Origin of the sequence: Rouxiella badensis, assembly GCF_002093665.1 — a bacterium.
Taxonomy (GTDB): Bacteria; Pseudomonadota; Gammaproteobacteria; order Enterobacterales; family Enterobacteriaceae; genus Rouxiella; species Rouxiella badensis.
Map to the genome: position 1 here is coordinate 72,955 of NZ_MRWE01000015.1, position 13,198 is coordinate 86,152.

The window sequence follows — 13,198 nt, forward strand, 5'->3', positions numbered from 1 at the left end:
AGGTGCCTAGAATTCACTCCCCTGACATAAATGTGTCACGCATTACAAAAATAATGGGTTCAGTTCTTATTAAGCGTTTGCTTTCCCATTTTCCTATTCAGGGGTTAAATATGAGTGACAATAACGCCATTCGACGGGGTGCACTTCCCCTCACGTCCGAGAGCAATCCAAAAATATACAAGAAGAACAACCGATTCACCGTTATCTTCTTTTTACTGCTTCTGGTACTCGGCATTGCTTTTGCCGGGGTTAATCTGTTCAACGATGTTAGCGATACCGGTGCCGTCTATACCAGCTACATCCCCTTCTTACTGCTTGGACTGGCGCTGCTCATCGCCCTCGGGTTCGAATTCGTTAACGGTTTTCATGACACCGCCAATGCCGTGGCAACCGTCATCTATACCCATTCTCTTCCGCCTATGGCCGCGGTCGTCTGGTCAGGCTTTTTCAACTTCCTCGGCGTTTTACTCTCCAGCGGCGTCGTCGCCTTCGGGATTATTTCGCTGTTGCCCATCGAGTTGATCCTGCAAGCCGGGACCGGTGGCGGCTTTGCCATGGTGTACGCGCTGCTGTTTTCGGCGATTATCTGGAACCTCGGCACCTGGTGGCTGGGCCTGCCCGCCTCCTCCTCACACACGCTCATCGGGTCGGTCATTGGCGTGGGCGTGGCAAACGCCCTGATTCACGGACGCACCGGCACCAGCGGCGTGAACTGGGATCAAGCCCTGAACGTCGGCTATGCGTTATTGCTGTCGCCGATTATCGGCTTCGTGTTTTCAGCGCTGATGCTGTGGGTGCTAAAAGCCGTGGTCAAACAACCCAAACTGTATTCTGCACCTAAGGGGGATACCCCACCGCCGCCGTGGATCCGTGGCCTGCTGATCCTCACCTGCACCGGTGTTTCTTTCGCCCATGGCTCAAACGATGGGCAGAAAGGCATGGGCCTGATTATGCTGATTCTGGTGGGCACAATGCCGATAGCCTATGCGCTGAACCGATCAATGCCGCCAGAGCAGATCCCACGCGTCGCTGCATTGGCAAACGTGACCCAACAGGATTTGCAACGGCAGTTTCCGGCCACTCTGACCGCGCCCGCGCGTGACGTATTAAGCACCTACGTGCGTACCTCCGAGCTGACGCCAGAAGTCATGCCGGCATTGGCAGCCTTGACCGGAACCATCGGTGATGAAATTCGTCAGTACGATTCGGTGAGCAAAATCCCGGCCACGGCGGTCTCCAACACCCGTAACGACATGTACCTCACCTCGGAGGCCATCAAACGCATCAAGGCAGATAAACAGTTGGTGCTGTCGGCCGACAGTCAGCGTGATTTGGGCGCATTGAAAAGCGAGCTGGATAACGCCACACGCTTCATCCCGTTCTGGGTAAAAGTGGTGGTCGCGATTGCTCTGGGACTGGGCACGATGGTTGGCTGGCGACGTATCGTTGTGACCGTCGGCGAGAAGATTGGCAAATCGCACCTCAACTATGCGCAAGGGGCCAGTGCTGAAGTGGTGGCAATGGCCACCATTGGCGCAGCCGATGCGTTTGGGCTGCCGGTTTCCACCACTCACGTACTGGCGTCAGGCATTGCGGGGACGATGGCGGCGAACCGTTCCGGGCTGCAAATGAGCACTCTGCGCAATCTGGTGATGGCTTGGGTGCTGACATTACCGGTTTCAGTGCTGCTTTCTGCCACGCTGTACTGGATTTTCACTCACTTCTAAAGCAGGTTTGCCTTCCTCTGTACCTCAGGAGGAAGGCAAACAGGCCAATTAGCCAGAAACCGGTGTCAGTACAGGGTCTGGACGATAGCGCGAAGCAAACAGCTGTTTCAGCTGGGTCAGCTTCGGCATATCATTGATGGCAATGTAAGGTGCATCAGGGTTCTCGGCCATGTAGTTCTGATGGTAGCCCTCCGCCGGATAGAAATGATTGTGCGTTTCGACGGTCGTCACCAGCGGCTTGCCAAACACCTTACTGGCATCGAGCTGTGCAATATACGCCTGCGCCACGCTTTTCTGTGAATCCGAAAGCGGGAACAGCGCTGAACGGTACTGAGTGCCGGTGTCTGGCCCCTGCCGGTCCAGCTCTGTCGGATTATGTGCCACAGAGAAAAACACCTGCAGCAAATCCCCGTAGGTCACCTGCGTTGGGTCAAAGGTCACCTGCACCGACTCCGCATGACCGGACTCTCCGCCGCTGACGGTTTCATAATTAGCCGTATCAGCTGACCCACCGGTATACCCCGCCACCACCTTGGTCACGCCTTTTACGTGCTGGAATACGCCCGCCACGCCCCAGAAACATCCACCGGCAAACAGTGCGGTTTCTGAATGTGACGTGCTTACCGCCTCATCTTTTAACGGTGCCGGGATTGCCACCGCAGGCTCAGCCCCCCCGAACGACCAGGCAATGCTGCACCACAGCATGGCGGTGACCGCAATTAATACGCCCCAAGGGCCAGAGCGGCGCAGGGACAGGAAACCTTTATGAGCTATTTTCATCATGTACCTCACGGGTGAGTTACCGAAACTAACGCCATTAGATGCGGCGTTAATAATGAGTATCGCGTTGATGAGTCCAAGATGACAGCACAATCGGGTTGGCGGGATGACCGCCCGATGACAAAAATGTCATAAACCGGGCGGTGAAATTACGACTTCTGACTTTCTCCCACGATAATCTCTTCACCAATGGCGTAGAAATGCCCACCGGCGACATAGTGCAGGCTGCGCAGCTCAGGCGCGGCGGTCTCAAACAGCCAGTGGCCGTCTTTAAATACCCGGGAATCGGCCCAGGCACCGATAATCTCACCAATGTAGAGGTCATAGGTCTGTTGATTGTGTGGCTCAGGGATAAGCCGGCACGCCAGCCACGCCGAACATCCCTCGACAAACGGCAGGTCGAAACCTTCGAATTCGAACAGCTTAACGCCCGCGCGGGCCAGTTTATCCGGCTGCTGGGCCAACGTTTCGGTACCCAACTGGAGGGTCATCGGTGCCTGTACCACCGTAGGAACCTGAATCACAAACAGGCCGCTCTTCTCCATCAGCTCACGGGTTTTTGCCTTTTTATCAATAACCACCGTCAGTTTAGGTGGCGAGAAATCCAGCCCGCAGGCCCAGGCAGCAGCCATTACGTTTTCCACCCCCTCATGACGCGCCGAAACCAGAATGGTCGGGCCGTGATTGATTAAACGATAAGATTTCTCTAACGGAACCCCGGTGATGTATTTGTTCATGATTTACCTTTAAATAAACGGTTAAACAGCCCATTTTTTATTGATTAAAGCACTGGTGGCAATCGACCCGGTCACGGCAAAAAGGATGGGGATCAGGAAATCGTGATTCACCCGCGTGAATTCGAGGATAAGCACCACGGCAGTTATCGGCATCTTCATCGAAGAGGCCAAAAACGCGGCCGCGCCGACAATGGCAAACGCGCCAATCGAGGTGCCGGGCCAGAAACTATCCCAGACTCCCCCCAAAATGCAGGCCAGCAGTGCGCCGTTGGACAGTCCCGGCGTCAACAGGCCGCCCTCGGCACCCGAACGCAGGCTACCCCAGATAACCAACAGCTTGAGCACCAGCAAGGCGGCGGCAAGATAGAGCGTAGTTTGATTATCGAAGGTTATCTGCGCGGGCCCTTTGCCGTTGCCCAGAAGCTGGGGGAACCAGGCGGATAGCAGGCCCAGAATGGCGAAGTTGAGCAGGCAGAACACCGGCATCTGCCAGTTGCGTTTTGCCTGTTTGCGCGCCTGCGTCATCACGCGGGTGAAGGCGTTTGCGGCGATGCCAAACAGCGGCCCGCAAATCACCGACCAGATAACCAGTCCAGAGGTAATGTTGAGTTCAGGAAGATGGTACTGAGATTCGTTGCCGAGACCGGCCCACGCCACTAGCGCGGCAATCGAGGAAGTGCAAACTGCCGGGATAAGCAGCTCCCAGCTAAACGCACCCAGAAGAACTTCGAGGGTAAACACCGCGCCACCAAGCGGCACGTTATACACCGCCGCCAATCCCGCGCCCGCACCGCAGGCCACCATCACCCGCGTTTCGGCAGGCGTGAGGCGAAAACGCTGCGACAGCCAACCGGCACCGATAGCCCCCACCTCACGCGGCGCAACTTCACGGCCGAGCGGTGAGCCTAGCGCTACGGTGATGATTTGCAGCAACGCATGCACCAGCGTAGAAAAAAAGGGCATCGGTTTTTGCGGATTTTTCACCGCATTGGCGATGCTGACCAGCGGTTTGCCGAAACGATAGAGCAGATACCAACCGATACCCGCTATCAACCCGCAGCTCACCAGCACATAAAAACGGCGAGAGGCGTTGGCAGCACTGACGCCTTCCAGAAAGCTTTCCTGGCTGATAATCGCATCAGGACTGTATCCGAAGGCAAGGTGCTGAATAGCGTGCAGCAGCAGAGCCAGCAGCATTCCCCCGATGCCCGCCGCGATACCGGTCAAAAGCGTCGCAATAATCAGGCTCAATGTTCCGCTGCGCGGCTCGACGTGCTGTTCACTCATCCTGCATTCCCTGTATTTTTATGCCCTTATGGACAACGATTTTAAATTAAGGAAATTATAAAGTTTAAGTTTTAATGGAGAATCAATGGGAAGAGGGGCAACGGCGCTAAATTAAACATTTCATTAACGAATCAGGATTAACGGCCACCGCCGTCAATCAATACGGCGGCGGCCGTCGGTAAGGCGAGGACTTAGTCCATGGTGTAGCCAGGTTTTTTCACCAGCTCATCCAGATGGGCTTTGATGATTGGCTCGTAAACTTCGCTCTTCCAGTCGTCTTTTGGGATCTCATTCAGGCGAATGGAAACCGCTTCATCGGTGCTGCCGAAATGCTTTTTCAGCACGTCAGTGAGATCATCGGAGATCGCGTGTTGCTGAGCTTCGGTCAGGTTGCGCGTAATGAATTTCAAATCAATGTGTGGCATAGGGTTCTCCGCTAAAAAAGGGCCATCCAGATTAGATGCTCTAGCATCCTACAGCGATAGCCCATAAAAAAGTAAGCACTGTGTGCCGACAAATGATGTCACTGACTTAACTGATGGTTATTTGGCCCTACTTTTACAAGCCGCTTTCTGAAAGCGGCTTGTAACAGAGACTTAGACGACCGGCAGGCCGAGATTTTCCCGCAGCGTGGAGAATTGATAGCTTTCGCGGAACAGACCCCGTTTTCTCAATTCGGGAATGACCAGTTCAACGAACAGGTCGAGCTGTTCGGGGATGATAGCGGGCATAATGTTGAAACCGTCCGCGCCCTCTTGCTCAACCCACAGCTGAAGGTCGTCGGCTATATCTTGCGCCGTCCCTACGATAACGCGATGTCCACGAGAACCGGCGGCAATGGCGGCCAGCTCACGCAGAGTCAGATTCTCACGCTCGGCTAAATCGGTCAGCAGCTTCACACGGCTCTGGTTACCTTCAACCGCTGGAATTTCCGGCACGGGGCCGTCGAGCGGATATTGGGTCATGTCAAGACCGAAGCGGGCAGAAAGCTGCTTGATGCCGTTGTCGATATCCACCAGCAGATTCAGCTGACGCCAGGTCTCTTTGGCTTCTTCAAGCGTGCGTCCAATAATCGGCATCACGCCCGGCAGGATAAGCAGGTGGTCAGGGTGGCGACCCGCTTCGATTACCTGCTGTTTCTGCGAGCGGTAGAACGCCTGTCCCTCTTCCAGACTGGCAGAAGCGGTAAACACCACCTCGGCGGTCTGCGCTGCCAGCTTTTGGCCATCGGCTGAGGAACCGGCTTCGATGATAACCGGTTTGCCCTGCGGCGAACGCGTGATGTTCAGCGGACCTTGCACCTGATAGTGCTCACCGCGGTGATCGATAGCGTTAATTTTGTCATCAACGAAGTATTGCCCGCTGTCTTTATTGGCAATCACTGCGCCTTCCTGCCAGCCTTCCCAAAGCTTGTTGGTGACCTGCAGGAACTCGGTGGCCTTGGCGTAACGGTCGGCGTGACCCGGCATATCTTCTTTGCTGAAGTTGCGCGCCACGTCGTTGGAATAAGAGGTCACGACGTTCCATGCGGCACGACCACGGCTGATGTGGTCTAGCGAAGAGAAGCTGCGCGCCAGGGTGAACGGGTCGCTGAAAGTCGTCGATGCGGTGGCAGCCAGGCCAATGTGGCGGGTGTTGACCGCAACGGCAGACAACAGCGTCAGCGGCTCAAGGCGTGCCATGGTGGACGGCAAACGGTGCACGTTGGTCGCCAGCGCATCGCCGACGAAAAACATATCAAAGGTGCCTTCTTCGGCCTTTTTGGCGATGCTGATAAGCCAGTCGATGTCGGTCGGAGACCCCAGACGCTGGGTAAGACGCCAGCCGCTGACGTGATGGCCGAGAGGTTGTACAAACAGGCCGAGGCGCATTTGACGTGGAGAATTTGAGGGTCGGGTCATGGTGTTCCTTAATATAATTCAAAATTTGTAAAACGTAGCGATTCAAATTGTCGCTATAGCGCTATAGATAGAAGGCAGGAGCGATGAGACAGCCTTTTGACCTCATCGCCGTGGTGTTTAATTTAGAAAGCGTTTTCCGTGGCCTGTAGCGCCTGCAAAATGGTCGCGGCAGAGAGCGTAAACGGCAGTCGCGCCGCATTTTGCGCCGAGAACTTCACCTCCTGCGCCATCTTTTGCAGGGTTTCACTGCGATCGCCGGTCAGCAGCGGCAGCTGTAGCGGTGCGTCGAACTGCTTTAACAACGCAAACAGGCCCGCATCGGGTTCGCCGCCGTCGTTCTCAAGAATCGATTGCAGCAGCAGTCCGTAGCCGACCTTTTCGCCGTGCAGCCAGTCGTGCAGCTCAGGTTGATGCGTCATGCGGTTGTGCAGCGCGTGCGCCACGCCGGGAGCCGGAAAGTCGTCGCGCATGCTGTTGGCCATACCGGCCACGGCGATATTGGCGTCGATCACTTTGACCAGCGCTGGGGTAACCCTCTCCAGCTGGTTATCTTCCACCGCCTGCTGACCAAACTCGATGAACGTATCGACGGCAAAACGTGCGGCCTGCACCTTGAGATTTAACGCCAGACTGTCGCGGTTCTTTTGCTGATAAGGCCGGAATTCGTACCATTTAGCCAGGGCATCGACGATGCCAGCCTTGAGAAAGCGCACGTCGCTGCGGGCAATAACCTCACTGTCGACCAGCACCAGTACCGGCATCTTGGTCAGCGGCTGGCTGCGCTCGTGGCCACCCGCCGCGTTATAGATAATGGTAATCGGTGACCAGGCGGCGCAGGTGGCCGCCACGGTTGGAAAGGTCACCATCGCCACGCCTTCAAGTAGATTGCCCACGCCCTTGGCGGTATCCAGAACGCGTCCGCCGCCAATGCCTAATACCAACGAGGCGCCCTGCTCTTTAACCCTAGCGCCGTGCTCATCAATCGCCTGTTCGGTGCATTCACCGGCTAGAAAAGAGACGCTGTAATTGACACTGTGCGCTTTAAGACTGGCCTCCAGCTCGGGGTTAACGGCTTTCCAGGCCTGAGGGCTGGTAATAATCGCAATGTGCCTGGACAGCGGCGCAATATATTCGCCAACCTGAGATCGAATACCCGATTTATGGTAATAGGTTTGTGGGGATTTAATAGCAAGCACGTCGAGTTAACCTGTTCGATTTAATTAGGGAAATGCTACGAGAAATTCGGAAATAAGCAATAACTTACTGCTATATCGCTTTTCCATAATTCGCAATTGTTTATGCGTTTTTCAGATAAACAAATATCAAAGCTTGCTATGAATAAGCAGATAAAGAAAAGATAATGAAACAACAATCGATAATAATATTATTTTTTACACCGGGAAAAGACGAGAAAATCGATGAATCAAGTGTTCAGGCAACTCACTCCAGAAGATAATCACGCTTACCTCGAACTGATGCTCGCCGCCTATGCGCCCATTCGTGAATTAGGCATTCAGTTTGATGCTGCAACCGCAGACTTGGCCCGCGTGACGCGCCACCTGACCGAGCACGACGTGTACGCGCTGCTGGTAGACGGCAAAATGGTCTCTTCCGTCACTCTGCGCTATCCGTGGAGCCCGCTTCCCGGTCCGTTCAACCTGCCACACATCGGCTGGTTTGGCGTACATCCTGATTACAGCGGCCACGGCTGGGGCAAGAAAATCCAGGACTGGGTCGAGCAGGAAATTCTCATCAAGCAGCTTAAAGCCCCCGCTGTCTCACTCGGCACCGCCACCCGCCATCCATGGTTAAAAGAGATGTATCAAAAGCGCGGCTTCGAGCCGATGCACGAAAAGGATTTGGGCAAGGGCCATATCACCCTCTTTATGAAGAAAGTCCTCGATCCCGTCGCGCATGAAAAATGGCTCTCTCGCCAAAATACGCGCTAATTCGTCTCGATATTGTCATGAACCCAGGAAACCTATTATGAAAATTCTTCCTGAACATCAGGATATTGCACAGTTTATTCAGGCATTCCGTCTTGAACTGCATCGTTTTCCCGAGCTCTCGAATCAGGAGTTCGAAACTACCGCACGCATCAAGGCAGCGCTGAACGAACAGCAGATTCGCATTCTCGACCTGCCGCTGGCCACCGGGCTGGTGGCCGAACTGGGTGACCCTCACTCTCCGCATCTGGTCGTACTGCGCTCAGACATTGACGCGCTGCCGATAGATGAACAGTCGGGCGTCGATTACGTGTCGCAAAACCCAGGCGTTATGCACGCGTGCGGACACGATTTTCACGCCTCGGCGGCGCTGGGCGCGGCCATTTTGCTGAAAAAAATCGAGCATCAACTGCCGGGACGCGTGCGCGTGCTGTTCCAGGCGGCCGAAGAAGTCTTTGAAGGGGCACCTGCGCTGCTGGCTACCGGTGCACTCAATGACGCGGCGGTTATTTTCGGCATCCATAACGACCCCACGTTACCGGTTGGCGTGCTCGGCAGCAAAGCCGGTGCCTTAACCGCAGGCGTTGACCGCTTTGATATATCCATTGCCGGAACCGGCAGTCACGCCGCGCGCCCGCACGATGGCAAGGATCCGATTATTATTCTGGGACAGGTCATTGGCGCGGTACAGACTCTGCTGAGCCGCAATGTGCCGTCCGACCACAACGCCGTCGTGTCGATAACGCAGGTACACAGCGGCTCGACCTGGAACGTTATCCCTGACAGTGCGTTTCTCGAAGGCACCGTGCGCACCTTTAATCAGCAGACTCGCGAACTGATTGAGCGCCGTCTGCGCCAGCTGCTAAAGGGCATCGGCGACGCCTTCGATGCGAAAATCACCCTCAATTGGCTGGCGGGTCCGCCTTCGGTGGTCAATGACGCAGAATGGGTCGATTTCGCCCTTGAACAAGCGCCAGCCGCCGGATTCGAGGCCCGCGTGGTCGAGGCGAGTCCTATCGGTGAAGACTTTGCATTCTATCAACAGCAGATCCCCGGCGCGTTCGTTATGGTAGGCTCCGGTGGCCCTTACGCCCTGCATCATCCTGCCTTCCGCGTGGACGATAAAGCGCTGTTCCCGACCGCAGACTACCTACACCGTCTGGCGGTGAGCGCGCTGGAAAAACTGCAATGAGCCTCACGCAGCGTCTCGCCGAGCTCATCGTGAGTTCAGCGCCCTCACCGCAGGCGCGTGAGCAGGCCCGCGGCGGTTTGCTTGACTTCGTTTCTGTCGCACTGCCGATTGTTCAAGGCGATATTGCGGATACGCCCTTAACTCAGCTGCGGGCCGTCTATCGCAGCCAAGACGCCCAGACACGCGCATTGCTGCTCGGCTACGCCGGGCACGCGCTCGACTTCGACGATTTTCACCCTGATTTTCGCGGTCATCCGACGACGGTTATCCTGCCTGCGCTGTTTGCGCTAATGCCTGAAAAGCCCGACATCAGCGGTGACGCTTTTCTCGACGCCTACGTGATTGGCGTCGAGGTTGCCGGTCGACTGGGGCTGGCGGCGGGTCCTCAGCACTACAAGGGCGGACACCACAGCACCGCCACCCTCGGCACCCTTGCCGCAGCGGCAGCGAGCGCAAGGCTGCTCAATGCCAACGTTGCGCAAACGGCCAATATTCTTGGCATCGCCACCACTCGGGCCAGCGGGCTGCGCGCGCAGTTTGGCTCGGCGGTCAAGCCTCTGCACGCGGGTTTCGCTGCCGAATCGGCGGTTATCGCCACCCGTCTGGCATTCGCCGGTCTACAGGGACAGGCCGACAAGGTGCTCGATGCCTTCCTCACCAGCGGCGGCGGCGGTCAGGAAAGCCCGGAGAAATTAGTGGCGGGCTGGGGGGCTCCCTGGCGCATCGTCTCGCCGGGACTGGAGTTCAAGCCTTATCCGACCTGTGCGGGCACCCACAGCGCTGCCGATGCGGCCTTTACGCTGCGGGCCGAATGGCTGCAAGAAGGCCGACCGCTGGATACGCTCATCGCCAACATTGTGCGTATTGAAGTGGCCTTCCCGCCCGGTGGTGATATTGCGGCCTCGGTTCGCGTACCGCACAGCGGTATTGAGGCCCGTTTCAGTCTGGAATATGTGATTGCGGCGACGCTATTACACAATCGCCTGAGTCTGGCGGATTTCGGCGAAGGCCCTGTCGACGACGAGATAGCGGCGTTGGCGGCTAAAGTGCAGCGTTGCCCCGACGTTTCGGCACCACCGGACGAAATCGATCCTACCCAACGCTTTCACGAAGTGACATTGTCACTAAAAAACGGCGAGAAACGCACCTGCCGCGTGACGCGTCAGCAAAGTGTGGCTCAGGGGGTCAACGGGCGATTCAAGCTGCAAAGCTGTCTGTCTTCAGCGACGCCAAAAGAGTGGGATGAGATTGAAAGTCTGTGCCAGCTGGCAACGCCAGCCGCCCTGCCCGTGTTGGCAAAACGGCTGACTCTCTTTGCCTCTAAAACGTCTTAACGAGTCAGTATTACCGGCGGCTCAAAGGCCTTCACGGCAGGAGCCGTCCCTTGATAACGCGCCACGTTTACCGTAGTTATCTGCCCACAGCATCCCTGCGCCAACGACGAGGTGCCGACGTCCAGCGTCAACACGTTCGGATTACCATGACGACACGTTGGGCGAGCGGCCTGCGGATCCACCGGGTCATACCATGCGCCGGTAGGCAGCTGCACCACGCCCGGTCTGATTCCCTCGCTGATGTCCACGCTGGCGAGCGCCGTACCGCGCACGTTGCTTATAGCCACTGTATCGCCGACTTGAATCCCCCTGACGCGCGCATCCTGTGGGTGCATCAGGCACACCTCACGCCCGTCGCGCTTCAGGCTCACGCTGTGATGACCATAATCGAGCTGGCTGTGCAGCTTAGTGGCAGGCTGATTAGCAATCAGGAAAAGAGGATGCTCGTCGTCCGGTTTTTGCGTCGGCTCGAGCCATACCGGATGTCCCGGGCAGTCGGCGTCGTTAAAATCAGCAATGGTCTGGGAAAATATCTCTATCTTGCCGCTCGGCGTCGGCAGCGGATGTTTGTCAGGGTCGAGGCGCAGGTTACGCAACAGCCGTCCCCCGTCTTTCAACTGCGGTAACGGGATCTGGCCGATTTCCCAGAAGGTGGAGAAGTCCGGTACGCTGATGTGCTGCTGCTCGCACTTTTCCTGCATCTGCTGATACAAATGCTCCAGCCACTGACGCGCGGTGCGCCCCTCGGTAAACGCCTCTTCGCGCCCTAATCGCTTTGCCAGCTCGGCAAAAATAGAATAGTCATCTTTCGCCTCGCCGAAAGGCCTGGCAACCGGCTGCATGGCGATGAGATGGCGGTCCGTCGGTGCACCGCCTACGTCTTCACGTTCGAGCGTCATGGTGGCTGGCAGCACGATATCGGCATGGCGCGCGGTGGCGGTCCAGGCAATCTCGTGGACTATCAGCGTATCCAGCTGATTAAACGCCTGCCGTAGACGAGCCAGACTCTGATGGTGATGGAAGGGATTGCCCCCCGCCCACCAGGCCAGTTTTATCTCGGGATAACGCAGCGTCTGGCCGTTATAGCGAAATTCCTGCCCCGGATTAAGCAGCATGTCAGCGATGCGTGCCACCGGGATAAAGTCCTTCACGCCGTTTTTCCCCTGCGGCAGCGCCGGGAAAGAAACCCGATTGTGGTGCTTACCGTAATGGCCCAGCGCGCCGAGCGCATAGCCATAACCGCCGCCCGGCAGCCCCGGCTGGCCGAGAGCGGCAGACAGCACCAGCCCCAGCCACACCGGTTGCTCGCCGTGCTCGGCGCGTTGCAGCGCGTGCGCCACGGAGACCATCACCCTCTTGCCTGCCAGCTCGACGGCCAATTTTTCAATACGCTCGGCATCGATGCCGCAAATCTCGGCGGCCCACGACGCGTCGCGCACCAGGCCGTCTTCTTTCCCCTGAAGGTAGGCAACCAGCTTGTCCCAGCCGACGCAGTAACGCGCCAGAAAATCTTCATCGGTCAAAGCGTTGGCTTTTAATACAGACAACAGGCCGAGGATCAGCGCCGCGTCGGTACCGGGTCGAATCGGCAGCCATTCGGCGTCTGCTTCGTCCGGCATATCACTCTGTAGTGGGCTGACAGAGATAAATTTTGTGCCGCGCTGCGCCGCCTTGTGAATAAAGCCGCGCTCGGTGTGTTCACTCAGTCCGCCGCTGGCGACCTGCGAATTTTTCAGCGCCAGACCGCCAAATGACAGCAGCAGCTCGGTGTGTTCTGAGATTTCTTCCCAGCTTACGCCGCGACGAGCAATTTCATTCATGTCACCGACGATGTGCGGCAAAATCACCGACGCCGCGCCCGAACTGTAGCTGTTGACCGAGCGAACGTAGCCACCGAGGGTGGTATTGAGAAAGCGGTGCACCTGACTCTGGGCGTGGTGGAAGCGCCCTGCGCTAGACCAGCCGTAAGAGCCACCAAATACGGCGGCGGGACCGTGGGCGCGTGCGACGCGAGAAAGCTCACCGGCAGCCAGCGCGTAGGCCTCCTCCCAACTGATAGCAATATATTCATCGGAACCCCGGCGCTCGTCGGGACCTGGGCCATTTTCCAGCCAGCCACGGCGCACCATCGGCGTGGCGATGCGCACTTTATGGTTCAGCGCATTTTCAAAGTTTTTCAGGATTGGGCTGGGGTCGGGATCGCCTGCGAACGGCGTGATCACCAGTTTATCGTCTTGAACGACGGCGGTAAAAGCTCCCCAATGGGAGCTGTGAGTCGTGGATTTTGCGGTCAT

The 13,198-nt window shown here is 56.8% G+C and carries 11 protein-coding genes; 4 read left to right on the forward strand and 7 right to left on the reverse strand.

Annotated elements, in window-relative coordinates; genetic code table 11:
• Positions 1-110: 110 nt before the first annotated feature.
• A complete protein-coding gene (locus BS640_RS10810) occupies positions 111-1,727 on the forward strand; it encodes an inorganic phosphate transporter (protein ID WP_017492701.1) in 1,617 nt (538 codons plus the stop codon).
• Positions 1,728-1,775: 48 nt separating this feature from the next.
• Here the strand turns inward: BS640_RS10810 and msrA are convergent, their stop codons facing one another.
• The 6 genes from msrA to BS640_RS10840 form a co-directional block, all read right to left on the reverse strand.
• Positions 1,776-2,507: a peptide-methionine (S)-S-oxide reductase MsrA gene (msrA, locus tag BS640_RS10815; RefSeq protein ID WP_017492702.1), complete on the reverse strand. Its 732-nt coding sequence runs from the start codon at positions 2,505-2,507 to the stop codon at positions 1,776-1,778.
• 149 nt (positions 2,508-2,656) lie between these two features.
• A complete protein-coding gene (locus BS640_RS10820) occupies positions 2,657-3,244 on the reverse strand; it encodes a flavin reductase family protein (RefSeq protein ID WP_017492703.1) in 588 nt (195 codons plus the stop codon).
• A gap of 21 nt (positions 3,245-3,265) precedes the next feature.
• Complete coding sequence (locus tag BS640_RS10825) at positions 3,266-4,531, reverse strand: chloride channel protein (protein WP_017492704.1); 1,266 nt, start codon at positions 4,529-4,531, stop codon at positions 3,266-3,268.
• Between the two features lie 191 nt (positions 4,532-4,722).
• Positions 4,723-4,956, reverse strand: a complete 234-nt coding sequence (gene pptA / locus BS640_RS10830; RefSeq protein ID WP_017492705.1) for a tautomerase PptA — start codon at positions 4,954-4,956, stop codon at positions 4,723-4,725.
• A 171-nt stretch (positions 4,957-5,127) separates the two neighbouring features.
• Positions 5,128-6,432, reverse strand: coding sequence for an LLM class flavin-dependent oxidoreductase (locus BS640_RS10835; RefSeq protein ID WP_026110647.1), 1,305 nt, complete (start codon positions 6,430-6,432; stop codon positions 5,128-5,130).
• A 122-nt stretch (positions 6,433-6,554) separates the two neighbouring features.
• On the reverse strand, positions 6,555-7,628 hold the full coding sequence (locus BS640_RS10840) for an iron-containing alcohol dehydrogenase family protein (RefSeq protein WP_017492707.1): 1,074 nt from the start codon (positions 7,626-7,628) through the stop codon (positions 6,555-6,557).
• Between the two features lie 222 nt (positions 7,629-7,850).
• Here BS640_RS10840 and BS640_RS10845 point away from each other — a divergent pair, with 222 nt between their 5' ends.
• From BS640_RS10845 to BS640_RS10855, 3 genes are read left to right on the forward strand one after another with little or no spacing between them, the layout of a single operon-like run.
• Complete coding sequence (locus BS640_RS10845; RefSeq protein ID WP_017492708.1) at positions 7,851-8,381, forward strand: GNAT family N-acetyltransferase; 531 nt, start codon at positions 7,851-7,853, stop codon at positions 8,379-8,381.
• A gap of 37 nt (positions 8,382-8,418) precedes the next feature.
• On the forward strand, positions 8,419-9,570 hold the full coding sequence (locus BS640_RS10850; protein ID WP_084912552.1) for an amidohydrolase: 1,152 nt from the start codon (positions 8,419-8,421) through the stop codon (positions 9,568-9,570).
• Positions 9,567-10,904, forward strand: a complete 1,338-nt coding sequence (locus BS640_RS10855; protein WP_084912553.1) for an MmgE/PrpD family protein — start codon at positions 9,567-9,569, stop codon at positions 10,902-10,904. Before BS640_RS10850 ends, BS640_RS10855 begins: the two co-directional genes overlap by 4 nt.
• Here the strand turns inward: BS640_RS10855 and BS640_RS10860 are convergent.
• Positions 10,901-13,198 (reverse strand): molybdopterin-dependent oxidoreductase, encoded by a 2,298-nt coding sequence (locus tag BS640_RS10860; protein WP_084912554.1) that lies wholly within the window; start codon positions 13,196-13,198, stop codon positions 10,901-10,903. The two genes, BS640_RS10855 and BS640_RS10860, sit on opposite strands and share 4 nt — an antisense overlap.